General features: G+C 72.9%; 19 protein-coding genes. 5 read left to right on the top strand and 14 right to left on the bottom strand.

What is annotated here, in order from left to right:
- Positions 1-109: 109 nt before the first annotated feature.
- The 6 genes from F8R89_RS03360 to F8R89_RS03335 all read right to left on the bottom strand — a co-directional run bounded on the left by F8R89_RS03360 (position 110) and on the right by F8R89_RS03335 (position 9630).
- Positions 110-604 (bottom strand): lamin tail domain-containing protein, encoded by a 495-nt coding sequence (locus tag F8R89_RS03360; protein ID WP_151782531.1) that lies wholly within the window; start codon positions 602-604, stop codon positions 110-112.
- 102 nt (positions 605-706) lie between these two features.
- Entirely contained in the window at positions 707-1672 is a 966-nt protein-coding gene (locus F8R89_RS03355; protein WP_151782530.1) for a DUF1152 domain-containing protein, read from the bottom strand.
- 102 nt (positions 1673-1774) lie between these two features.
- Entirely contained in the window at positions 1775-3139 is a 1365-nt protein-coding gene (locus F8R89_RS03350; RefSeq protein WP_151782529.1) for an FAD-dependent oxidoreductase, read from the bottom strand.
- A gap of 185 nt (positions 3140-3324) precedes the next feature.
- The gene (locus F8R89_RS03345; RefSeq protein ID WP_151782528.1) at positions 3325-4143 is read right to left on the bottom strand and encodes a chitosanase; all 819 of its coding nucleotides are present in this window, start codon (positions 4141-4143) and stop codon (positions 3325-3327) included.
- A 142-nt stretch (positions 4144-4285) separates the two neighbouring features.
- Positions 4286-7060 carry a SpoIIE family protein phosphatase/ATP-binding protein gene (locus tag F8R89_RS03340; RefSeq protein WP_151782527.1) on the bottom strand — a complete coding sequence of 925 codons (2775 nt, stop codon included), beginning with the start codon at positions 7058-7060 and terminating at the stop codon, positions 4286-4288.
- Between the two features lie 41 nt (positions 7061-7101).
- Positions 7102-9630 carry a SpoIIE family protein phosphatase gene (locus F8R89_RS03335; RefSeq protein WP_151782526.1) on the bottom strand — a complete coding sequence of 843 codons (2529 nt, stop codon included), beginning with the start codon at positions 9628-9630 and terminating at the stop codon, positions 7102-7104.
- A gap of 413 nt (positions 9631-10043) precedes the next feature.
- On the opposite strand from F8R89_RS03335, the gene F8R89_RS03330 reads away from it, so the two are divergent.
- Both F8R89_RS03330 and F8R89_RS03325 read left to right on the top strand, forming a co-directional pair.
- The gene (locus tag F8R89_RS03330; RefSeq protein ID WP_151782525.1) at positions 10044-11723 is read left to right on the top strand and encodes a tetratricopeptide repeat protein; all 1680 of its coding nucleotides are present in this window, start codon (positions 10044-10046) and stop codon (positions 11721-11723) included.
- A 107-nt stretch (positions 11724-11830) separates the two neighbouring features.
- Positions 11831-13117 carry a hypothetical protein gene (locus F8R89_RS03325; RefSeq protein WP_151782524.1) on the top strand — a complete coding sequence of 429 codons (1287 nt, stop codon included), beginning with the start codon at positions 11831-11833 and terminating at the stop codon, positions 13115-13117.
- A gap of 23 nt (positions 13118-13140) precedes the next feature.
- Here F8R89_RS03325 and F8R89_RS03320 read toward each other — a convergent pair whose 3' ends face one another.
- On the bottom strand, positions 13141-14961 hold the full coding sequence (locus tag F8R89_RS03320) for an ABC transporter ATP-binding protein (protein ID WP_151782523.1): 1821 nt from the start codon (positions 14959-14961) through the stop codon (positions 13141-13143).
- 272 nt (positions 14962-15233) lie between these two features.
- On the opposite strand from F8R89_RS03320, the gene F8R89_RS36100 reads away from it, so the two are divergent.
- Positions 15234-15392: a hypothetical protein gene (locus F8R89_RS36100; protein ID WP_192806035.1), complete on the top strand. Its 159-nt coding sequence runs from the start codon at positions 15234-15236 to the stop codon at positions 15390-15392.
- A gap of 114 nt (positions 15393-15506) precedes the next feature.
- Here the strand turns inward: F8R89_RS36100 and F8R89_RS03315 are convergent, their stop codons facing one another.
- Positions 15507-16433, bottom strand: a complete 927-nt coding sequence (locus F8R89_RS03315) for a GNAT family N-acetyltransferase (protein WP_151782522.1) — start codon at positions 16431-16433, stop codon at positions 15507-15509.
- A 112-nt stretch (positions 16434-16545) separates the two neighbouring features.
- Between F8R89_RS03315 and F8R89_RS03310 the strand changes: the two genes are divergently transcribed.
- The gene (locus F8R89_RS03310; protein WP_151782521.1) at positions 16546-17328 is read left to right on the top strand and encodes a DUF817 domain-containing protein; all 783 of its coding nucleotides are present in this window, start codon (positions 16546-16548) and stop codon (positions 17326-17328) included.
- Between the two features lie 37 nt (positions 17329-17365).
- On the opposite strand, the gene F8R89_RS03305 is transcribed toward F8R89_RS03310, so the two are convergent.
- Complete coding sequence (locus F8R89_RS03305) at positions 17366-17695, bottom strand: antibiotic biosynthesis monooxygenase family protein (RefSeq protein WP_151782520.1); 330 nt, start codon at positions 17693-17695, stop codon at positions 17366-17368.
- 58 nt (positions 17696-17753) lie between these two features.
- Positions 17754-18119: a YybH family protein gene (locus F8R89_RS03300; RefSeq protein WP_151782519.1), complete on the bottom strand. Its 366-nt coding sequence runs from the start codon at positions 18117-18119 to the stop codon at positions 17754-17756.
- A 105-nt stretch (positions 18120-18224) separates the two neighbouring features.
- Here F8R89_RS03300 and F8R89_RS03295 point away from each other — a divergent pair, with 105 nt between their 5' ends.
- The gene (locus tag F8R89_RS03295) at positions 18225-19106 is read left to right on the top strand and encodes a LysR family transcriptional regulator (RefSeq protein WP_151782518.1); all 882 of its coding nucleotides are present in this window, start codon (positions 18225-18227) and stop codon (positions 19104-19106) included.
- A gap of 6 nt (positions 19107-19112) precedes the next feature.
- Here the strand turns inward: F8R89_RS03295 and F8R89_RS03290 are convergent, their stop codons facing one another.
- From F8R89_RS03290 to mgrA, 4 genes are all read right to left on the bottom strand, one after another.
- Positions 19113-19526, bottom strand: a complete 414-nt coding sequence (locus F8R89_RS03290; RefSeq protein ID WP_151782517.1) for a DUF6069 family protein — start codon at positions 19524-19526, stop codon at positions 19113-19115.
- On the bottom strand, positions 19523-20062 hold the full coding sequence (locus F8R89_RS03285) for a TetR/AcrR family transcriptional regulator (protein ID WP_192806337.1): 540 nt from the start codon (positions 20060-20062) through the stop codon (positions 19523-19525). The genes F8R89_RS03290 and F8R89_RS03285 overlap by 4 nt, the downstream gene beginning before the upstream one ends.
- A gap of 217 nt (positions 20063-20279) precedes the next feature.
- Positions 20280-21452 carry a S1 family peptidase gene (locus tag F8R89_RS03280; protein ID WP_151782515.1) on the bottom strand — a complete coding sequence of 391 codons (1173 nt, stop codon included), beginning with the start codon at positions 21450-21452 and terminating at the stop codon, positions 20280-20282.
- 213 nt (positions 21453-21665) lie between these two features.
- Positions 21666-22709, bottom strand: a complete 1044-nt coding sequence (gene mgrA, locus F8R89_RS03275) for an L-glyceraldehyde 3-phosphate reductase (protein ID WP_151782514.1) — start codon at positions 22707-22709, stop codon at positions 21666-21668.
- Positions 22710-22786 lie beyond the last annotated feature (77 nt).

Here is a 22786-nt window from a genome sequence, read left to right as displayed (position 1 = left end):
CCGCGCTCACTCGTGGTCCGGGCCGCGGGGGCTCGTGACAATGACTCGGTGAGCGGGACCCGTCCACCATCCGCACCGGGACGGGTCCCCTCGCCGGCCCGTCGGCCGGTCAGCTGTGGAACGTGATGTACCCGTTGCCGTCCCGGTCGTTCGAGCCCTTGGTGTAGGCGTGCGTGTCAGCGCCCGCGCCCGACGGCTTCTTCAGGTAGATCGTGTCCTTGTCGTTGTTCCACATGAAGTTGCAGTTGTTGCGGTAGACGACGTTGCGCGCGTCGGAGTCCGTGCCGTGCCCGCCCCGGAGCTTCACGTAGTCGCCCGGCTGGAGGTAGTGGTTGCGGGTGAAGGTGAACTTGTTGCCGGCCTTGTCCTTCACCACGTAGCCCTTGAGGTTGACCGTGGCGCTCGACGAGTAGTTCTTGATCGTCAGGTATTCGTCGTCGGTGTTCCCGGTGGCGCAGTTGTTGGAGTCGCGGCCGGGCGCGTCGTACTGGACGCCGCGGACCTTGAGCGCGGACGAGTACTCGGTGGCCTGGGCCGGGGTGGCCGTCAGGGCCGCGAGGGCGCCGGCGGCGACGGCCGTCGTGACGATCGTGCGTATGCGCATGGAGAAACATCCCCCCTGTGTGGAGCTTGTGTGAAGATCAGGAGTGTATACAACCACTCCGGCCGTGCCGGTCACTTCGCCGGAACCCGGGACGCGGGCGCCTCAGTGGGGGTAGGCGCGAGGCGGCCGCTGGCGGGGGAGCCCGTCCCGGAACTCCTTGATACGCGTGCTGATCTGGCGCATCAGCGCCGTGTCCTCCAGGCGGTCCAGGTAGAGATTGCGCCGGGCCAGGGCGAGCGCGTCCACGCAGAAGTACAGCGCCATGAGCGGATTGACGAAGAGTTCGCTGTCCTTGGTGCGCTCGGTGAAGCGCACGTCCCCGAACTCCCCGCGCACGGCCGCCGCGACCGAGCCTTGGACGATGCTCGGATACTCCGGTGTCTCCCGCCGCGCGTGCTCCACCGCGTCGAGGAACAGCCGTCCCTCCTCGCCGGTGCGCGGAAGGGAGAACGCGCCCAGGTAGCCGCCGTCCCGTTCCAGGGCCGCCAGGTTCTCCAGCACCAGGGCGTGGCTGACCCCGTGGTAGGCGTCCACGCCGAAGCCGAGGCAGGCCACCAGTCGTACGGCGACCCCGTCGAGCCCGGCGACCGCGGCCAGGCTGGCCATGTCCTCCTCCGGGGTGCCCAGCCCGTGCTCGTCCCCGCGCATCAGGATGTCGGTGCCGCCGTCCACCAGCACCACCGCGTCGACGCCGCCGAGATGGTCCAGCAGGGTGCGGTACGCGGCGCGCAGCGGCCGTACACCGGTCAGCGGGAACGCGTACACCGTGGCTGGCAGGTCGTGCGCGGCGAGCCAGCGGGCGAGGCTCCGCTCGGGGAAGTACCGGCCGCGCGCCTCGGTGTCCGGGCGTATCGCGGCGACGTCGGGATCGACCCACACGCCGTCGTCCAGACCGAACAGGTCGGAGAAGGAGAGGCTGGCGAGGTGCACCTCCTTGCCGGCCGCGCGCAGCGCCAGGGCGAGGGGCAGCCCGGCGTAGACGTCGAAGCCGCCGCCGGCACCGGCGACGAGCACCCGCCGCGCGTCGCGCAGGCGGGTGAAGAACGGGGGTTCGAGAAGCGAGAACACCCGGGGAAGCTAACAGACGGTGATCTTCGGGGCGTCGTGTTCGTGCATGAAGGAGGGCCGGGGCTCGAGCCCCGGCCCTCCTCGCCGCGTTCGCTGACGCGCTTACGCGCCGCTCTCCCGCAGCATGTCCTCGCGCTCGACGATCTTCACACGCTCACGGCCCTGAGGCTCGCCCAGCGCCTTCTCGGCGGCGTCGAGCTTGTACCAGCCGTCCCACGTCGTGAAGCGGACCTCACGCTCGGCCAGGAACGCCTCGACGGCCTCCGGCTCGGGCGAACCCGGCGTCTGCAGACGGCCGTTGGCGAAGTCGTCCAGCAGGTTCGCCACGGTCTCGTTGGCGTCGCCCTTGGTGTGCCCGATGAGGCCCACCGGACCACGCCGGATCCAGCCGGTGACGTACGTCGACCGCAGGTGCTCGCCGGACTCCTGGACGACCCGGCCGCCCTGGTCGGGAACGGTGCCCGAGTCGATGTCCCACGGCAGCTTGGGCAGCTTGTCGGACAGGTAGCCGACCGCGCGGTAGACGGCGGTGACGTCCCAGTCCGTGAACTCGCCGGTGCCCTTGACGTTGCCGGTGCCGTCGAGGGCGGTGCGCTCGGTGCGCAGGCCCACGACCTTGCCGTCCTCGCCGAGGATCTCGGTGGGCGACTCGAAGAAGTGCAGGAACAGCTTGTGCGGCCGGTCGCCGACGTCGCGGATCGCCCAGTTCTCCAGCGTCTTGGCGACCATGTCGGCCTGCTTGTTGCCGCGCCGCGTCTCGATGGAACCCGCGTCGTAGTCGATGTCCTCGGGGTCGACGATGACCTCGATGGTGGGGGAGTGGTCCAGCTCCCGCAGCTCCATCGGGGAGAACTTCGCCTGCGCGGGGCCGCGGCGGCCGAAGACGTGGATCTCCACGGCCTTGTTCGCCTTGAGGCCGTCGTACACGCTCGGCGGGATCTCCGTCGGCAGCAGCTCGTCGGCGGTCTTGGCCAGGATCCGGGCCACGTCCAGCGCGACGTTGCCGACACCGAGGACGGCGACCTTCTCGGCCTCCAGCGGCCAGGTGCGCGGCACGTCCGGGTGCCCGTCGTACCAGGACACGAAGTCGGCGGCGCCGTACGAGCCGTCCAGGTCGATGCCCGGTATGCGCAGCTCGCGGTCGGCCGTCGCGCCCGTGGAGAAGATCACGGCGTCGTAGAACGCGCGCAGGTCGTCCAGGCTGATGTCGTTGGGGTAGTCGACGTTGCCGAAGAGGCGGATCTGCGGCTTGTCGAGCACCTGGTGCAGGGCGGTGACGATGCCCTTGATCCGCGGGTGGTCGGGGGCCACGCCGTAGCGGATCAGTCCGAAGGGCGCGGGCATCCGCTCGAACAGGTCGATGGACACACCGGGCTCGGCGGCCACCTCGGACTTGAGCAGCGCGTCGGCCGCGTAGATCCCGGCGGGGCCGGCTCCGACGATGGCTACCCGCAGGGGGCGGGGCATGATCAGGTTCCCTTCGAGAGGCGATAGATCGACTCGGGGGAAGCCTAAACTAAGGCAAACCTTACCCGGTACACGGGTCCGGTCTATGAGCTCATAGATCCATTCTATGACCGGTTCCGGGGCGTTCCGGCCGTCGGGTGTGCGGGCCGCCGGGTGCGAGGGCGGCGGCCCGCGCCGCGCTCGGGTCAGTCGATGTGGAAGCTGTCGCCGTAGACCTTCCAGTCCAGCGGGGTCCTCAGGTCGAGGTTGCCCGCCCGCAGGAAGACCCGCTGGGCGGTGTCCACCCTGCTGGTGTCGCTGTGCGCCTCCTCCTGCCGCATCGCCCAGACCCGCGCGTCCAGGAAGGCGTCCAGGTAGGCGGTCTCGTCGCCGCCCTCGGCGGGCGGGCGGGCCCGGTCCAGGGCGCGGCGGCGGATGGCGCGGAAGCTCGTGGGGTCGGTGCCGTCGCCGTGCATGACGATGGCGTCGTAGTAGGCGAACTGGCCGAGCGCGCGCAGCCCGTCCGCCTTGCCCTGGCGGACGGCCGGGTCGAAGTACACCCGGTCCCGCTCGTCGTTCTGGGCCTGCTGGAACGCCTGGTCCCCGGCGGCCCGCGCCCAGTCCCGCGGGTAGTCCGGGTCGAGTCCGGCGTGGGAGTCGGTGCCGTCCACGCGGCGCAGCGCCGGCAGGTAGCGGGCCAGGACGTTGCCGGGGCGGCGGCTCGCGTACAGCTCGACCAGGTCGAGCATGTCGCCCGTGCCGGAGCAGAAGCCGATGATGCCGGCGGTGTAGCCGCGGCCGTCGCCGATGTCCTCGATGTAGCGGTACTGCGCCTTCCAGTCGAGCGAGGAGTTCTCCGCGCTCGACACCAGGCGCATGGCGATCTCCTTCTTCGCCGGGTCGTCGAGACCGGGCGCCCGGCGGTGGGCGGCGGCGGGCGCGGGGTTCAGGAGCGGGACGGACACGAGGGCCGCGCCGAGCGCGGTCAGCAGGGTGCGTCGGGGCAGGGGTGTGGGGTGCTTCACGGCGACTCCGCATCGTGTGGGGGAAGGAGGCTGGGCCGTACGTGCACTGATAGGAAGGTTTCCTATCAGATCCTGGGCATGCGGAACAGCAGGCGCGTCAAAGGTTCGTACCAATGCACAAAGGCCGTACGGCCGCGGCCCGCTACGGCAGGGGCTGCGCCGCCCAGATGACCTTGCCCGCCGGCAGGTAGCGGGTGCCCCAGCGCTCCGCCAGCTGGGCGACCAGGAACAGGCCGCGGCCGCCCTCGTCCGTCATCGCCGCGTACCGCAGATGCGGCGAGGTGCTGCTGCTGTCGAAGACCTCGCAGATCAGGCTGCGGTCGCGCAGCATCCGCACCCGGATCGGCTCCCCGCCGTACCGGATCGCGTTGGTCACCAGCTCGCTGAGGATCAGCTCCGTGGCGAACGTCAGCTCACCCAGCCCCCACTCCTCCAGGGTCCGGGTCACCGCCGCCCGCACGCGTGCCACGGCCGCCGGGTCGGACGGCACGTCCCACTCGGCGACCCGGTCCGCTCCGAGCTCCCGCGTGCTGGCCACGAGCAGCGCGATGTCGTCGTTCTGCCGGTCCGCCGGCCGCGCCTCCAGCACCGCCCGGCAGGTCTCGTCGGGGGTGCGCCCGGCGCCCGCCAGGGCCTCCCGGAGCAGTTCGAGGCCCTCGTCGATGTCGTGCTCGCGGTCCTCCACCAGCCCGTCGGTGTACAGCACGAGGCGGCTGTCCGGCGCGAGTTCGAGCTCCGCCGCCTCGAACGGCAGGCCGCCGAGCCCCAGCGGCGGCCCCGTCGGCACGTCCGGGAACTCCACCGAGCCGTCCGGGCGCACCACGGCCGGCGGCGGATGCCCGGCCCGGGCGATCACGCACCGCCGGGACACCGGGTCGTAGACCGCGTACAGGCAGGTCGCACCGGTCACCGGAGCGGTGTCGGCGTCCTCCGCCTCGTCCTGGTCGATCCGGGCCACCAGCTCGTCCAGCAGCCCGAGCAGCTCGTCGGGCGGCAGGTCCAGGGCCGAGAAGTTGTGCACCGCCGTACGCAGCCGGCCCATCGTGGCCGCCGCGTGCAGACCGTGCCCGACGACGTCCCCGACCACCAGCGCCACCCGGGCCCCGGACAGCGGCAGCACGTCGAACCAGTCGCCGCCCACGCCCGCCTGCGCCGGGAGATAGCGGTAGGCGACGTCCAGCGCGCTCTGCTCCGGCAGCCGGCGCGGCAGCAGACTGCGCTGCAGCGTCACCGCCATACCGTGCTCACGGGTGTAGCGGCGGGCGTTGTCGATGGACACGGCAGCGCGGGCGACCAGCTCCTCGGCGAGCGCCGGCTCCTCCGCGTCGAACGGCGGCGACTTGCGCGACCGCCAGAAGCTCACCACGCCCAGCACCAGCGAACCCGCCCGCAGCGGCACCGCGATCAGCGAGTGGATGCCGAACTCCGTCACCTGCGCCGACCGCTCCAGGTCCTGCGCGCGCCAGCCCCGCGCCTCGTCCAGCCGCGGCTCGACCACGGCCTGCGCGCCCTTCAGCGCCCGGGCCTGCGGCGAGGACTCCACGAACCGGATCTGCCGGCCCACCGGGTACAGCGGCGCGTCCTCGCGCACCCCGCTGAGCGCGCAGCGCCGCACCAGCGTCGTCGCCTCCGGCTGCCCGCCGTCCAGCACCGCGTCGAACAGGTCGACCGTCGCGTAGTCCGCGAACCGGGGCACGGCCAGTTCCGCCAGCTCCTCCGCCGTCCGGGACACGTCCAGGGAGGTGCCGATGCCGACGCCGGCGTCGTACAGCATGTTCAGACGCTCGCGGGCCTCCTCCGCCCGGCCCGACAGCGCCCGCAGCTCCGTCGAGTCACGGACGGTGGCCACGCTGCCGGACGGGCGGCCGCGCAGATGCGTGGGCCGCTGGTTCACCGCCAGCAGACGGTCCTTGACCAGGTGCACCTCGTCGGTGGCCGTCCGCCCCGAGTGCAGCAGCTCGGCGGTCCCGGGGGCGAGGCCCAGGTCGAGCACCCGGCGTCCCTGCGCGTCCTCGGGCAGGTCGAGCAGCCGGTGCGCCTCGTCGTTGGCGAGCAGCAGCCGGCCCTCGCCGCCGACGATGACGACGCCCTCGCGCACCGCGTGCAGCACGGCGTCGTGGTGCTCGTACATGCGGGTCATCTCGTCCGGGCCGAGACCGTGCGTCTGCCGCAGCAGCCGCCGGCTGACCAGGGCCGTGCCCGCCGTGGACAGGAGCAGCGCGGCCGCCGCCGCGCTCAGCAACAGTGGCAGCTGCCGGTCGGCGGTGCCGCCCACGGTGTCCGTGGTGATCCCCGCCGACACCAGCCCCACCACCCGGCCGGCCGGGTCCTCGACGGGCACCACCGCCTGCACGAGGGGCCCGATCGTCCCCGTGATCTCCTCCACCACGACGCCACCGGACCGCGCCGGCTCCAGCGTGCCGACGAACGTCTTGCCGATGCGGTCCGGCTTGGGGTGCGTGTAGCGCAGCCCGTCGGTGTTCATGACGACGATGAAGTCCACGCCCGTCGCCTTGCGGGCCGCCTCGGCCCTCGGCTGCAGGACGGCGGTCGGATCGGGTTCGTCCAGCGCCTGCCGGGTGCCCGGCGCGTTCGCGAACGCCTCGGCGACCGCCACCGAGCGGTTGCGGGCCTCCTGCGTGGAGTCGTACCGCACCTGCAGGACCAGCGCGACCACCGCGGCGACGACCAGCAGCAGCACGATCACGATCTGAAGGACGAACACCTGACCGGCCAGACTGCGCCCGCCGACCGTCGACCGCGCCGCGGCGAACCACCCCGGGCGCGGCCCTCGCTCCGCCGCCGGGGCGGGCCCGCGTCCGGACGCGACAGCGGTGGGGCCGGGCGCCGTACGGGCGCGCAGACCGCCGGGACGACGGGCCGACCGGGCCCCCGAGCGACCCCGTAGTCGGACCATGCGCCATGTCTACACTGCCGCGCCCCGGGAGGCGAGACCCCCTACTTCGGCCGGAGCGGCATGGAACGCCGGGTCGCGAGCAGCAGGGCGATGTCGTCCGGGCGGTCCGCCATGTGCCGGGCCGCCGCCGTGAGCCGGTCGGCCATGGACGACAGCGAGCGCCCCTGCGGACGTCCGCCCGGCGCACCGGCCCGGGCCAGCGCCACCCGCAGCGCGCTGATCCCCACGTCGATGTCGATGCCGGGCCGCTCCACGAGCCCGTCGGTGTACAGCGCGAGCACGGCCCCCGGTTCGACGCGCAGCTCCGTCACCGGGTACCGGGCCTGCGGATCCACGCCCAGGACCACCCCGCCGGGCAGGTCCAGCACCTGCGTACGGCCGTCCGCGCCGCGCAGCAGCGGCCGCGGATGCCCGGCCACCACCGCGTGCGCGACGCCGGTCGCCGGGTCGAGCCGGATGTAGCAGCAGCTGGCGAACAGCCCGGCGTCGAGGTCGATGAGCAGGTGGTTGGTGCCGCTCATGACCTCGTCGGGGGGCCGGTCGCCGAGCGCGAAGGCGCGGACGGCGCTGCGCAGCTGGCCCATCGTGGCGGCCGCCTGCACGCCGTGCCCCTGCACATCGCCGATGACCAGCGCCATCCCGTCCCCGGCGGCCACGACGTCGTACCAGTCGCCGCCGACCTCCATGCCCTGTGTGCCGGGCAGATAGCGGCCGGTGGTCTCCATCAGCGGGTGCTGCGACAGCCGCCGGGGCAGCAGCGCCTGCTGCAGACCCCGGGCGAGCGCCGCCTCGCTCTCGTAGCGCTGCGCCTTCTCCATGGCGTGCGCGATCAGCCCGGCCAGCGCGGTCAGGACCGTGCGTTCCTCGTTGCTGAACCTGCGCGGCCGGTCGAAGCCGAGGATGCAGGAGCCGACCGGGCGACCCGAGGCGATCAGCGGCAGGAAGGCGCGGGAGCCCTCCTCCGCGTCCAGGGCGATCCCCGGGTAGGCGTCGGCGAGCTGCCGCATCGACTCGAAGAACAGGGGGCGGCCACTGGTCAGGGTCTCCACGCCGGGCAGCCGCTCGTCCATCCCCACCCCCTCGAACGGCGCGAGGAACCCCTTGGGGAAGCCGGTCTCCCACGCCAGGTACAGGTGCCGCTCCTGCAGCAGGTAGATGGCCAGCCGGTTGCCGCCGAACGCGGGCAGCAACTCCCGCATCACCACGGCGGACACCTGCCGGGCGGTGACGGCCTCGGTCAGGGCGATGGCGAGGATGATGGGCCGGTACAACGGGGACAGGGAGCCGGTTTCCGGCGGCTGGGGGGCGGCCTGCGCGTCCGACGGCCCCGACGGGGCGTCCGCGACCCGGTGCCCCAGCCGGACCGTGCAGGTCAGGAAGTCGGCGCCCGGATAGACGGACAGGGCCAGCCAGTCACCCGAGAAGGGGTGCGGGGGACGCTCGCGCCCCTGCCCGGACGGCCGTCGGACATGGAAGTGCACCGGGTCCGGGGACAGCAGCGCACCGCGCAGATGGTCCTCCAGCGTCGGCTGGTTCAGCCAGGGCACGCCCTCCCACAGCGTGCGCCCCAGCAGCTCGGTGCGCGGACGGCGCAGCAGCCGCGCCGCGTGCGGGTTGGCGTAGACGACATGGCCCAGCCGGTCCAGGCACAGCACCCCGTCCGGCAGCAGGTCGGCGGCCGCGTCCGCCACCGAGTCCGGCCCCGGGTCGAGGACGACGCCCCGCACCGCCGGCGGCGCGGCGGAGCCCCGGGCGTCCGTGTGCGGCCCCCACACCTCGACCAGCCGGGGCGCCCCGTGCGGAGCGCGGACGTACAGCGGAAGTGCCGGCGAGCGCCCCCGGGCGGCCTCACGCAGCACCGCCAGGACCCGTTCGGCGTCGGCGGGGGCGACGGCCGCCGCGAACGAGTCGACCGTGACGGACTCGCCCTCGGCCGGCACGCCCAGCACGCCGTTCAGCCATGCGTCCGCCGTGACCTCACCGGTCTCCGGCCGCCAGCTGAAGCGCCCGACGTGCCCGGAGGGCGGGCGGGTGGCCGGCGGGCGCACGCACAGCGGGCCCCCGTCCCAGGCGACCGTGTCCGGGACCTGGCCGTCCAGCTTCTCCAGCGCCGCGCCCAGCTCCTCGGCGAGCTGGCCCAGGCGCTCGCGCACCGGCATCAGTTCCGTGGCGTCCGTCGTCGAGGGCCGCAGCACCGTCAGGACGCCGAAGATCTGCGACGACCCGGCCACCGGCACGGACAGGGAACCGAACTGGAACGGCAGGGCCGCCGCGAACTGGGGGTAGCGCCGCATCGTCTCCGTCGCGTTCGGCAGGGCCACCTCGACGCCGAGCCGGAAGGAATCGGCCACCGGGAAGGGCCGGTCGGCGTGCACCCGCCACCACGGCCGGAACAGCGGACCCGGCAGCCCCTCCAGCACCGCGAGACGCAGCAGCCCGGGCGTGCGGGACCGCAGATAGACCCCGGCAGCGTGGCCGCCGGACGCGCTGATCGCCTGTGCCGAGACATCGATCAGGAGTGCCGCCAGCCTGCCGGACCTCCGCTCCGCGCTCTCCGCGCTCCCAGTCATCGGTCCTACCTCGTCCGTACGCATCGCGCGTGCGACACAGCAAGAATGCGCCAGGACGCACCTCGTCCGCACCTGGGCGGCAGGGCCCGGCCACGGCGGCCGTATGGATCGCGAGACGTCGTCCGCGACGTCACATGCGCGAGGCGAGTACCCGGACCGCGCCCGGCCACGCCCCCGGGACGCCGTCCGGCAGGTGGTCCGCGGGTCCCGTGCCCGGCGCGTGACGCCCCGGCCGGCCGGGCATGTCAGCAGACAGGGGGACCGACGGCGGGGGAGCGGCCCTGTCCGTACGCCCCGCGCCCGGCCCGTCACCGGGACGGCCCCCATCCCGTTGTCGGTGCGACATCCCGTCCCACCGCCGGGCCCCTGCGGCACCACGGAGGCGGCGGCCCCGCACAGCCAGGAGAGCGACGATGGAGTACTACGACCTCGGCACCCACACCCGTCCCGTGACCACGTCCTCCACTTCGGCCCAGCTCTGGTTCGACCGCGGCCTGAACTGGACGTACGCCTTCCACCACGAGGAGGCCGTCGCCTGTTTCGAGGCCGCCGCCGAGGCCGACCCCGACTGCGCCATGGCGTACTGGGGGATCGCGTACGCCCTCGGCCCGAACTACAACAAGCCCTGGGATGCCTTCGACGACAAGGACCTCGCCGGCACCGTCGAGCGCACCCACGCCGCCGTCGAACGCGCCCACGAGAAGGCCGCGACGGCCACACCGGTCGAGCAGGCCCTGATCTCCGCGCTGCGCGCCCGCTACCCGCAGGGCCGGGCCCTGCCGGACTGCTCCGTCTGGAACGCCCCGTACGCCGACCGGATGCGCGCCGTCCACGACCTCGCCCCCGACGACCTGGACGTCGCCGCGCTCTACGCCGACGCCCTGATGAACCTCACCCCCTGGCAGCTGTGGGACCTCAGGACCGGGCGGCCGGCCGAGGGCGCCCGCACCCCGGAGGCCAAGGAGGTCCTGGAGCGGGCGCTCGCCGACCCGCGCGGCCGCGACCACCCCGGCCTGGTCCACCTGTACATCCACCTCATGGAGATGTCCCCGACGCCCGAGCTGGCCCTGACCGTCGCCGACCGGCTCCGCCACCTGGTGCCCGACGCCGGGCACCTGCTGCACATGCCCTCCCACCTGGAGGTGCTGTGCGGCGACTACCGGCGCGTGGTCTCGGACAACACGGCGGCCGTCGCGGCCGACGAGAAGTACCGCGCGCGGGCCGGATCGATGAACTTCTACACGCTGTACCGCTCGCACAACTACCACTTCAAGATCTACGGGGCGATGTTCCTCGGGCAGAGCGAGGTGGCGCTCGACACCGTCGCCCAGCTCGAGGCGTCCGTCCCCGAGGACCTGCTGAGGGTGCAGAGCCCGCCGATGGCCGACTGGCTGGAGGGCTTCCTGGCCATGCGCGTGCACGCCCTGATCCGCTTCGGCCGCTGGGACGACATCCTCGCCCTGCCGCTGCCCGCCGACCCCGAGCTGTACTGCGTCACCACCGCGATGACCCACTACGCGCGCGGCGTCGCCCTCTCCGCCACACACCGGGTGCCGGAGGCCGAGGAGGAACGCAGGCTCTTCCACGAGGCGGTCGCCCGGGTCCCCGCCACCCGCATGCTCTTCAACAACACCTGCGCCGACATCCTCGAGATCGCCGGCGCGATGCTCGACGGCGAGCTGGAGTACCGCAAGGGCGACCACGACGCCGCGTTCGCCGCACTGGAACGCTCCATCGAACTGGACGACAACCTCCCCTACGACGAGCCCTGGGGCTGGATGCAGCCCACCCGGCACGCCTACGGCGCCCTCCTCCTCGAACAGGGCCGGGTCGCCGAGGCCGAGGCGGTCTACCGGGCCGACCTCGGCCTCGACGACACCCTGCCGCGCCCCTGCCGGCACCCGAACAACGTCTGGTCCCTGCACGGCCTGCACGAGTGCCTGACACGCCTCGGCCGGACCGCGGAGGCACACATGGTGGCCCAGCAGCTCCGGCTCGCCACCGCCCTGGCCGACGTACCGGTGGAGGCGTCCTGCTACTGCCGGCTCGAGAAGGGAGGCGCGGACACCGGGGACGCCTGCTGCTCCGGATGAGAGGCACCCGGGTACAACCCTTCGGTCCCGTCGGACGTCTTGGCTGTGAACCGGCGTTCCGCGCCTCGGTTCCTTCCCCTCACCGACGTTCGATTCAGAGGACCTCCATGCTCCCCACCACCCCCGGGCTTCGTGTACACCGCAGGACCGCAGGCGCGGTGGGCGCCCTCGCGCTGCTGGCCGTGTGCGCGGCACCCGCCGCCGCGGACGACCCCGCCCCCGCCCCCGGACTGGTGCTGGAGAAGATCGCCCCGGTCGACGGCGTCCGGCCCGGCAGCACGTTCACGGTGCCCGGCCGCTTCTGGTACACCGGCACCGAGGCGCTCGACAAGGTGTGGATCGAGTACACCGTCAGCCACGGCCTGTCCCTGAGCGAGGTGCCCTCCAACTGCCGTGCCTTCAAGACCTGGGGCTACGACGAGATCCCGACCGGCGCCATGGCGCTGTGCGAGTTCGACCAGCAGGTGAAGCCCGGCGTCACCTACGCGCCCGAGGGCGGCCTGAAGATCGGCGCCATGGACCGGGCGCTGTACGAGCGCCTCGACGTCTCGGTCACCGACTACGAGGCCTATCCCGGTGACGAGGCCACCTCGGGCCCGATGCCCGGGACGGGCCCCGCCCTCAAGCTGGTCGAGCAGCCGGACGTCCCGGCACAGGAGCCCGGCACACCCGTCGCGGAGGACGCGCACTTCAAGCGGACGTCCGTGACGGCGGCGAACACCGCGGACTTCCAGGCGCTGGAGCGGAAGATGAAGGGCCGGGTCGGAGACACCGTCGACCTCGAGGTCGGGTTCCGCAACGCCGGCCCCGCCTGGGTGCAGGTGTACCGGGAGGGTGTCCCGCTCGCCGAGGTCGAGGTGAAGCTGCCCGCCGGCACCACGGCGACGAAGCACCCCAACTGCGAGAAGGTGGCCACCCGGACCTACCGGTGCCCCTTCGACCTGGTGTGGGCCGACGAGGACCAGCAGTACGCCCGCACCTTCAAGGTGCGCATCGACAAGGCCGTCGACGGGGCCAAGGGCTCGGTGGCCCTGGTCGGCAGGCTCGGGGAGTGGGACACCGAGCACGGCAACGACAAGGCCCCCCTCACCCTCCAGGTGACCGGCGGCGGCTCCACCGGTGGCGGTTCGTCGTCCGGCGGCTCCTCCACGGGCGGCGGCAACGGCTCCACCGGCGGCTCCGCGTCCACCGGCGGATCGGGCACGGGCGGCACCGGCGGCGGCTCCGCCATCGGTGGCTCGACGACCGGCGGAGCGAACAGCGGCGTCTCCGGGGACCTGGCGAGCACCGGCTCCGGGTCGGCGCTGCCGATCGCCGGAGCCGCTGCCGCCGCCGTGGGCGCCGGCGCGGCCGCCGTCCTCGTGGTGCGCCGCCGCCGTACCGCCCGCGGCTGACGGCCCCGCGCGCGGGGCCGGGTTCAGGGGAGCTCGGCCCGCGCGGGCAGGCCCGTGTCGTCGAGGAAGCCGCCCGACTGGTGCTGCCAGAGCCGCGCGTAGGCGCCGCCCATCGTGATCAGCTCCTCGTGGGAGCCCTGTTCGACGATCCGCCCGCGATCGAGGACGACCAGCCGGTCCATCCCGGCGACCGTACTCAGCCGGTGCGCCACCACCAGCGCGGTGCGCCCCTCCATGAGCCGCCACAGCGCCTCCTGGACGAGGATCTCGCTCTCCGAGTCCAGGGCGCTGGTCGCCTCGTCGAGCAGCAGGATCGGCGCGTCCCGCAGGATCGCGCGGGCCAGGGCGACCCGCTGGCGCTGCCCCCCGGACAGCTTGATCCCGCGTTCGCCGACCATCGTGTCGAAGCCGTGCGGCAGCGCGTCGACGAACTCGGTGACATGCGCCGCCTCGGCCGCGCGGCGGATCTCCGCGTCACCGGCGCCGGGCCGGGCGAAGGCGATGTTGTCGCGCAGGCTGCGGTGGAACATCGCCGGGTCCTGCGGCACGTACGCCATCAGGCTCCGCAGGTCTGCCTGGCGCATCCGGCCGATGTCCTGGCCGCCGACGAGGATGCGGCCGCCGTCGACGTCCGTCATCCGCAGCAGCAGCCGGGTCAGGGTGGTCTTGCCGCCGCCCGAACGCCCCACCAGGCCGACCCGGGCCCCGGCGGGCACCTCCAGGTCGAGGCCGTCGAACAGGGGGCGGCCGCCGCGGTGGGCGAAGGTGACCTTCTCGAAGCGGACGTCCAGGGGGCCGTTCGGCGCGGGCTCCGGGACGGGCGGGTCCAGCACGGTCGCCGGCGTCAGCAGCAGCTCGGTGAACTGGGCCGCCTCCGTCATGGAGTTCTCCAGCCGGCGGTAGATCTGGTTGAACTCGAACATGATCCGGGTGGCGTTGCTGTAGTAGGTGAACGCGACGACCACGGCCTCCACGCCGTGCTCGCCGCCGCCCAGCGTCACCGCCAGCAGCAGGCCCAGCGCGTTGGTCAGCACCGACATCGGCGCGACCAGGGTGTCGATGCGCAGATTGCCGTAGTCCCAGGAGCGCAGCGTCAGCCGGCGGGAGGTCGCCACGCGGGAGCGGTGCTCGGCGGCCTCCCGCTCCTCGGCGGCGAACGCGCGCACGGTGTCCATGTTCATGAGGCTGTCGGCGACATGGCCGGCCACCCGCGCGATCGCCTCCTCGCGCTGGTCGACGAGGGCCTGCCGGCGCCGGACGAGCGGCACCACGCAGACGGCCGTGACCGAGAGCATCACCAACAGGCCGACGACGAGCAGAGGTTCGTACCGCCAGAGCACCACGGCCCCGAAGACGAGCGGCACGAGACTGCCCATGATCTGGAACGTGAGCGTGTCGACGAACTGCTCGAAGCGGACCGCGAAGCTCAGCACCCGCTTGGTGAGCGAGCCGGCGAAGTTGTCGTGGAAGAACGAGGCGTCCCGGGCGAGCAGTTCGTCCATCCCGAGCACGTACAGCTGCTCGATGCCGAGGGCGTCCAGCCGGTTCAGGCAGTGCAGGGCGATCCGCCACAGCGTCTCGGCGACCAGCAGGACGGCGACGAAGCCGAGGACGTACGGCAGCGTCGAGGAGACGGTGACCTGCCCGCCGCCGGCGATGTCGCCGACGAGCCTGGCCACGATGAGCGGAGCGACGTAGTTGATGCCGATGTTGCCGACGGAGGTCAGCAGCATCGCCGGGACCGTCAGCCACTTGAGGCGGACGAGCACCCGGCCGTAGTGGCGCAGTGCGAGCAGAACCGAGCGCTTGCCCGGCAGGGTCCTACGGGTCTCAGGCGTTCCCATCCCACCCCTGTACGGTTCGGGCGACTACGTTGAGTCACGGCGTGAGTACGGCAGTGTCCCGCGCCGACACCCGCTCCGTCCAAGGCTTTTCCGGTCGCCGAACGCGACCTGTGAGTTTCCGATCAATGAGGGAACACGACTTCCCACTACCGTCAGTAACATGATCCACTTGCTCCCCGGGTGTTTCACGCGGCCCTCCCGGCGTCCCGCAGCGTCCGCCCGTGCGCCCCCCGACCCACCGACCGCTTCGTCAACCACTTCCGAGGACATCGATGTCATCTCCCGAAGAGGCGCTGCAGCAGGCCCGCGCCGACTACGAGCAGCACATGCGGACCTGCCGGCAGTGCAACGTCGGCACGGCCCCGTGTGCCGTCGCCAAGCACCTGCTGCGCCTGTACAACAACGCACGCCGGGGCACCCTTCGGCGCTGAGCCCCGCCCGAGTGCCGTGGGAACGGCGAGGGGCGCGCCGGCGCGAGCCGAAGCACGCGGGCGCGCCCGGCGGACGACCGGGCCCCGGAGCGCTTCGACACGCCTGACGGGGCCTCACTTCAGGACGGTCTCCCAGGTGTCCACCGCGTAGTGGACGCCCAGGCCGTGCCGGGCGTACAGCGCGGGAGCGCCGGTGGCGTTGGCGGTGTCCACGCCGAGTCCGACCGTGTCCCGCCCCCGTGCGGCGAACACGGCGAACGCGTGCCGCAGCAGCAGGCCGCCCAGGCCCCGCCCCCGCGCCTCGCGCCGCACCCCGATGCTGCGGATCCAGCCCATCGCCTCCCGGTCGTCGCGCGCGAGCAGGAACCCGGCGTCGCCCAGGTCGTCGGTCTCGGCGATCCAGACGAGGGACCAGTCGAGCAGGTCGGCGTCGATGTCGTGGAGCCACTGCTCGTAGGCGCGCGGCTGAAAGTCGAAGTGCTCGGCGAACGTGGACTGGTGCAGGGCGTGCACCCGCGCCCGGTCCGCCTCGTCCGCGCAGGCACGCAGCCGCACACCGGGCGGCACCGGCGGAGCCGTGTCGCGGACCGCGTCGACCGGGCGCCGCAGCACGTGGTAGCGGCGCACGACGCTCCAGCCGCGCCGCTCCAAGAGCCCCTTGTCGGTGGTGGGTTCGGCGTTGAGGTGCAGATGCACCACCGCCCGGCCCGCCCCGTTCTCCCTCGCCTTCGACAGCGCCCGCGCGTCCATCGCGTCCAGCAGCAGCTCACCGGCCCGCTGATGGTCCGGGAGCACATAGTGGTCGACGTCGACGCGCTCGCCGCCCGACTCGTCCCACAACAGGCCGTAGGCCACGAGACGTTCACCGTCGAACGCCAGCCACGAGTCGGTGCCGAGCGTGATGTCGGGCCGCTTCAGGTCGGATTCGACGGTGTGCAGGTCGGTCTCGGGCCGGCCTATCTCGATCCGGTCGATCTCATTGAGCAGGTCGGTCACGGCGGCCGCGTCGTCGAGGCCGGCCGGGCGAAGTACGTAGGGCATGGGCCAAGGGTCCGGGGGCGCGGGGCCCGCCGCAACGGAATTTCGTCCGGCCCCGCCGCCCTGACCCGAGGCCGGGCGCAACCGAACGTACGGCGTGATCGTCTTTTTGAACATGTTCACCGCAACCGGCCCCGGGGGCGCGCCCCTGCGCCACCTGCTCGACTTCGCGTGGATACAGACGCGGTCGTGCGCCTTCGCCCTCGCCCTGATGTCCGGCGTCGCCGCGTCCGGCCTCCTGCACGGACTCCCCGTGGCCCGCTACGACCTGCTCGTGGTCTACGGGGTGCTGCTCACCCTGCTGTTCTGGCTGCGGGGCTGGGAGAACGGCCGGGACGTCGCCGTCATCGCGGTCTGCCATGTGGTCGGCCTGGCCTTCGAGATCGTCAAGGTCTCCCTCGGCTCCTGGAGCTACCCGGAGCCCGCCGTGCTGAAGTTCGCCGGCGTCCCGCTGTACGGCGGCTTCCTGTACGCCGCGGTCGGCAGCTACGTCTGCCGCGCCTGGCGCCTGTTCGACATGGATCTCGTCCGGTACCGGCCCCGGATGACGGCCCTCGTGGCCGCCGCCGTGTACGTCAACTTCTTCACCCACCACTGGCTGCCCGACGTCCGCTGGCCGCTCGCCGTCCTCCTGCTGGCCGTCACCGCGGGCACGTCCGTGCGCTACACGGTGCGCGGCCGGCGCCTGCGGATGCCGCTGGCCCTGGCGTTCGTCCTGATCGGGTTCTTCCTGTGGGTCGCGGAGAACCTCGCCACCTATCTCGGCGCCTGGCGCTATCCCTACCAGCTCGACGGCTGGCAGCCGGTCGGCGTCGAGAAGTTCGGCGCCTGGTCACTGCTGATCAGCGTCACGTTCGTCCTCGCGGCGGTCGCCCGCTCACGCCGGCCCGGCTCGTAGGGGGAAGAGGGGCGGGGAGAACCCCCGCCCCGCCGCCTCACGCGCCCTTGGGCGCGGCCTGCTGCACGACCTCGAACGACCACAGCGTCGAACCGGCCGCCGCCGGCTTCGGACGCTCGCCGCCCTCCTGGCCGCCGCCCTGGTGGGCGGCCTTCATCGGGCCCTCCATCCACGTCTGGAAGGACTCCTCGTCCCGCCAGCGCGTGTACACGAGGTAGCTGTCGGTGCCCTCGACCGGTCGCAGCAGCTCGAACCACTCGAACCCGTCGGAGTTCTCCACGGTGTGCGCCCGCGAGGCGAACCGCTTCTCCAGCACCTCCCGCTGCTCCGCCGGGACGGTCAACACGTTGATCTTGACGACGCTCATGCCCCCATCCTGCCGCACGGCGATGCCGGGCGCGGTCCGGCGTGCTGCGCGGCGGCGCTCAGCGGGCCGGTGCGACGAATTCCGGCTGGTCGAGAACCCGCAGCCAGCTGCCGTCGGGCTGACGCCGCACCACCTGCGCCCGCGCGCCGGAGCCGTCCTTCGGCGGGGTCGAGGTGAGCGCGATGTCCCCGCTGACCAGGGTCGGCAGCGGTGTCTCCGGCTCGAAGCGGGGACGGTTCGCCAGCACCTTCTCCCACAGCGCGCGGATCGCCTCCCGCCCCACCGTCCGCTCGCCCGGCGGATAGGCCAGCACCGCGTCCTCCTCGTAGAGCGCGGCGACCCCGGCCGCGTCCCCGGCGTTGGACCGCTCGACGAACAGGCGTGTGATGTCCTCGGGCCGCATGGCCTTCTCGTACTCCGGCACGGTGTCCTCCCTGGGGCCGACGTGACGTCTCTCCGGCTTCCAGCCTGACCACCTCACCTCCAGAAATCCAACAGATGGATCTTCTGGCTCCTAGAATCCGCAGTCATGGAGCTGAGGCAGCTGGAGTACTTCGTTGCGGTGGCCGACGAGCGGAGCTTCACCCGCGCCGCCGAGCGGGTGCACATCAGCCAGTCCGGGGTCAGCGCCCAGATCCGCCAGCTCGAACGGGAGCTGGGCGCCGAGCTGTTCGACCGGTCGGCGCGGACCGTGACCCTCACCGTCGCCGGGAAGGCCGCCCTGGAGCACGCCCGCGCGGCGCTCGCCGCGGCCGGCGCGGTCGGCCAGGCCACCGGCGAGGTCACCGGCCTGATCCGGGGCCGGCTCACCGTCGGCATGGTCATCGGCTGCACGCTGCCGCCGCTCTTCGACGCCCTGGCCGCCTTCCACCAGGCACATCCCGGTGTGGAACTCGCCCTGTTGGAGGACAGCTCCGACCGGCTCACCGAAGGGGTGCGGCACGGCACCCTGGACGCCGCGCTGATCGGCGCCGCCGCCGACACCCCCGAGGGACTGGACGCCCTCACGGTCATCAGCGAACGGCTGGTCGCGGCGGTGCCGCCGGGGCACCCGCTGGCGCGGCGGCGCCGGGTCGTCCTGCGTGATCTGATGGACCACCCGATCGTGTGCATGCCGCCCGGCACCGGCCTGCGCGCGGTGTTCGACCAGGCGTGCGCGGCGCGCGGACTGCGGCCCACGATCGCACTCCAGGCCAGTGCCGCCGACGCCCTCGCCGACCTCGCCGCACGGGGGCTCGGCGTCGCCGTCCTCAGCGCCTCGATGGCGGAGAGCCACGACGGCGTCCTCACCGCCCGCACCCTGGCCGACGTCGAGACACCGGCGCTGCTCGCCCTGATCTGGCGGCCGGCCCGGAGCCCGGCGGCGCGGGCCTTCCTCACCCACGCCGAGCGGGCGTTCAGCGCGTCCTGACCCTCGTCACCGGGCTTCGAGGGCCCGCACTTCGACGTCCGCGCCCCGCCCGGTCAGCCCCGGGATCAGCACCGCCGCGACCGCCGCGTGCATCAGGGCGAGGGCCGCGCGGGTGCCGCCGTCCATGCCGTCGCCGGTCAACGGCAGGAAGCTGACGGCCAGTACGGCGGCGGCCACCCCCGTCCAGACGGCACGGGCCCGCCGTACGCCGAACCGTTCCAGGGCGGCCAGCAGAGCCCAGCCGGCGAGCGAGGCGAGCAGCGCCACGGCGGCCACGGGGCCCGCGCCCAGGTCGAGGACCTGGTCTCCGTCCGTGATCCTCAGCCGGTGGCCCAGGAGGGGGTCGGTGACCAGCAGGACAAGGAGGGGAGCGGCGACCGCCGCCGCGCACGCCGTGGCACGCCTTCCGCGCCGCGTCACCGGCCCTCACCCGCGACGGCTCCGTGCAGGAAGACGTCCACCAGTTCACTCGGCGTCAGGTCGGGCTCGTCGTCCGTGCGGGGCTGGGTGAACAGCAGGCCGAAGAACAGGGCCGCGATCTGCTCCGGCGGCCGGCGCAGCGTGGCGCGGTCGGGCTCCAGCAGGTCGGCGAGGGCCGCGCGGAGGCGGGCCGTCGACTCCTGGCGGCCGGCGCCGCGCACGGTCCCGGGGTGCTTGCCGCCGCGATGCCCCAGCGAGCCCATCACGGCGCCCATCCTGGCGAGGTGCGCCTGCAGCGCCTCGGCCGCCTCGGCGAGCCGGCCGGCGAGCGGCTGGGTCATGTCGATCGCGTCGAGTTCGCGGATCGCGTGGTCGGGGGAGAGCGCCTCGGCGACACAGGCCTGGATCAGTTCCTCCTTGTCGGCGAAGACCCGGAAGATCGTGCCCTCTCCGATGCCCGCGGCGCGGGCGATCTTCGCGGTCGTCACCGCGGAGCCGTACTCGGCGATCAGGGGGATGGCGGTCCGGACGATCATCTCGCGGCGCTGCTCCGGCGACATGGCGGGCGCGCGGCGACGGGCGGTCTGCTTCTCGGTGGGAGTCATGGGGACAGCCTACGGAGTGAGTGCTCACTCCGTCAATGAGTGAGCACTCACTCCGCTGTGCACTCCGATGGTTCCAGGACAGGAGAAGGTCCCGTGCCCGGCCGGAGCCGGGGCCGGGCACGGGACCTGGATCAGGTGGTGTGCGGGGTCAGGCGGTGTGCAGGGTCAGGCCGTAGCGGCCCAGGATCTCGTTGACCGGCTGGAACCAGGTCTCACCGCCGCTGGAGCAGTTGCCCCAGCCGCCCGAGGTGACGCCCTGGGCCTGGTCGCCGCTGATGAAGGAGCCGCCGGAGTCGCCGGGTTCGGCGCAGACGCTGGTCTTCGTCATCTGGTGCACCGCGCCCTGGCTGTAGTTGACCGTCTCGTTCTTGGCCAGCACCGTGCCGCAGTGCCAGTGCGTCGTGGAGCCGGAGCGGCAGACGGAGGCGCCGACGGGTGCCTCGCCCGACCCCCGCACCAACTGGTCCGACACCGTGCCCCAGCCGAGCACGACCGGCACGGTCCACCAGCCGCTGCCGACGCTGACCCAGGCGTAGTCGTTGTCCGGGAACGAGGAGCCCTGGAAGGTGCCGATGTAGCTGCCGTCCCAGCCCCGGACGCCTGCGCCCGGCTGACCGCAGTGCCCCGCGGTGACGAAGCCGCCGTGCACCGAGAAGCCTATGGAGCAGCGGACGTTGCCCGTGTAGTACGGGTCGCCCCCGACGGTGCCCGCCGCGAAGGTGGTGGGCGCGGACGCGACCGTGCGGACGGTGACCGGACCGGCGGCGCGGGCACGGGACACGAAGCGCCGGACATCGTTGTCGGCGCGCTCGCCCTTGACGACGTTCACGACGACGGTGCCGGCCGCCGGGTCGACGTGCCAGCTGCTCACCCCGGCCGGGGCGTCGATGCGGTCGATGCGGGCCTTGGCGGTGTCCAGTTCCCGTGCGGTGTGCTCCACGGTCCGGACGGCGGCGCCGGTCGCCTCGACGCGGCGCACGGTGGCGGGGGAGGCGTCCGCCGTGAGGCCGACCGTGAGCCGTTCGCCGCGCGCGTCGAACCACGAGCCGCCGTACGCGGATCCGGCCGCCTCACGTGCCGTCGGCTCGACGGCCGTCGCCGTGCGCTCGGCGGCGAGCCGTGCCTCCGCCCGTTCCTTCGTCAGGCCGAGGTCGCGCTGCATGGCTTGGAGCAGTCCGGCGGAGGCCGAGGCGGCGGCGGGTGCGCGGTCCGCCGTGGTGGGGGAGTCGTCCGCGGTGGCCTGTCCGGTGCCGGCCGCGCTCCAGCCGCCGAGCACCAGGAGCGCGGAGAGACAGGCATAGGTGAGTCTGCTGCGTCTCAAGGGAGTTGCCCTTCGTCGTTCCAGCAAGGTGGGGGTGGAACAACCGCAAGCTGAGAGCGCTCTCATCGGGTCGGGCCGAGCATAGCCAGGGCAGCCTGTCAGGTCCATACCATGCGCGGAAGGTGGTGCGGGCGCGCGAACGGCACCGCGCGCACCCGGACTTCCGGAGTGCGCGCGGTGCCGCCGTACGGCGTGGGGCGTGTGGCGTGTGCGTCAGCCCATCTGGCCGGTCCTGGCCTCCCGCCACAGGTCGACGCCGCCGTCGGTGGCGTACTTGTCGATCTCGGCCAGCTCCTCGGCCGTGAAGTCGGGGTTCTCCAGCGCGGCCACGTTCTGCTCCAGCTGCTCGGTGCGCGAGGCGCCGATCACCAGCGAGGTCACCCTCGGGTCGCGCAGCGCCCAGGCGAGCGCCATCTGGGCGAGGCTCTGCCCGCGCCGGGCCGCGATGTCGTTCAATGCGCGCAGCCGGCCCCGCATCTCCTCGGACAGCCAGCCCTGGTCGAACGACTTGCCCTGCGTGGCCCGCGACCCGGCGGGCACGCCCTCCAGGTACCGGCCCGTCAGCAGCCCCTGGGCCAGCGCCGTGAAGCCGATGACGCCGAAGCCCTCCTGCTCGGCGGTGTCCAGCAGCCCCTCGTTCTCGATCCAGCGGTTCAGCATGTTGTACGACGGCTGGTGGATGAGCAACGGCGTGCCAAGGTCCCGCAGGATCGCGGCGGCCTGCCGGGAGCGCTCGGCGTCGTAGGAGGAGATGCCGACGTACAGGGCCTTGCCCTGGCGGACGGCGGTGTCGAGCGCCCCCATCGTCTCCTCCAGCGGGGTGCTGGGGTCGAGCCGGTGGGAGTAGAAGATGTCGACGTAGTCCAGCCCCATCCGCTGCAGCGACTGGTCGAGCGAGGCCAGTACGTACTTCCGGGAGCCGCCGCCCTGGCCGTAGGGGCCGGGCCACATGTCCCAGCCGGCCTTGGTGGAGATCACCAGCTCGTCCCGGTACGGCGCCAGGTCCTGCTTCATCAGCCGGCCGAAGTTGATCTCGGCGGAGCCGTAGGGCGGGCCGTAGTTGTTGGCGAGGTCGTGGTGCGTGATGCCCAGGTCGAAGGCGCGCAGCGCGATCTCGCGCTGCGTCTCGAAGGGCTTGTCGTCACCGAAGTTGTGCCAGTAGCCCAGTGACAGCACGGGCAGGTCGAGTCCTGAGCGCCCGGTGCGCCGGTACCGCATGGTGCCGTCGTAGCGCTCGGGGTCGGCGACGTGGTTCATCGAATGGTCTCCGCAAGGTGCAGTCGGGATCGTCCGGTCCTGGTGAGGGACCTGTTCACTGTGCTCCTGCCCGATTC

Source organism: Streptomyces sp. SS1-1 (assembly GCF_008973465.1).
GTDB lineage: Bacteria > Actinomycetota > Actinomycetes > Streptomycetales > Streptomycetaceae > Streptomyces.
The sequence above is the reverse complement of the archived record's forward strand: the minus strand, read 5'-3'. Positions and strand labels throughout refer to the sequence as shown.

Coding starts and splice junctions, on each gene's coding strand:
- F8R89_RS03350 (WP_151782529.1), bottom strand. CDS start 3,139: ATGCCCCGCCCCCTGCGGGTAGCCATCGTCGGAGCCGGCCCCGCCGGG.
- F8R89_RS03285 (WP_192806337.1), bottom strand. CDS start 20,062: ATGATCGTCCGGACCGCCATCCCCCTGATCGCCGAGTACGGCTCCGCG.
- F8R89_RS03335 (WP_151782526.1), bottom strand. CDS start 9,630: ATGACTGGGAGCGCGGAGAGCGCGGAGCGGAGGTCCGGCAGGCTGGCG.
- F8R89_RS03320 (WP_151782523.1), bottom strand. CDS start 14,961: ATGGGAACGCCTGAGACCCGTAGGACCCTGCCGGGCAAGCGCTCGGTT.
- F8R89_RS03315 (WP_151782522.1), bottom strand. CDS start 16,433: ATGCCCTACGTACTTCGCCCGGCCGGCCTCGACGACGCGGCCGCCGTG.
- F8R89_RS03310 (WP_151782521.1), top strand. CDS start 16,546: ATGTTCACCGCAACCGGCCCCGGGGGCGCGCCCCTGCGCCACCTGCTC.
- F8R89_RS03295 (WP_151782518.1), top strand. CDS start 18,225: ATGGAGCTGAGGCAGCTGGAGTACTTCGTTGCGGTGGCCGACGAGCGG.
- F8R89_RS03340 (WP_151782527.1), bottom strand. CDS start 7,060: ATGGTCCGACTACGGGGTCGCTCGGGGGCCCGGTCGGCCCGTCGTCCC.
- F8R89_RS36100 (WP_192806035.1), top strand. CDS start 15,234: ATGTCATCTCCCGAAGAGGCGCTGCAGCAGGCCCGCGCCGACTACGAG.
- F8R89_RS03330 (WP_151782525.1), top strand. CDS start 10,044: ATGGAGTACTACGACCTCGGCACCCACACCCGTCCCGTGACCACGTCC.
- F8R89_RS03325 (WP_151782524.1), top strand. CDS start 11,831: ATGCTCCCCACCACCCCCGGGCTTCGTGTACACCGCAGGACCGCAGGC.
- mgrA (WP_151782514.1), bottom strand. CDS start 22,709: ATGAACCACGTCGCCGACCCCGAGCGCTACGACGGCACCATGCGGTAC.
- F8R89_RS03305 (WP_151782520.1), bottom strand. CDS start 17,695: ATGAGCGTCGTCAAGATCAACGTGTTGACCGTCCCGGCGGAGCAGCGG.
- F8R89_RS03360 (WP_151782531.1), bottom strand. CDS start 604: ATGCGCATACGCACGATCGTCACGACGGCCGTCGCCGCCGGCGCCCTC.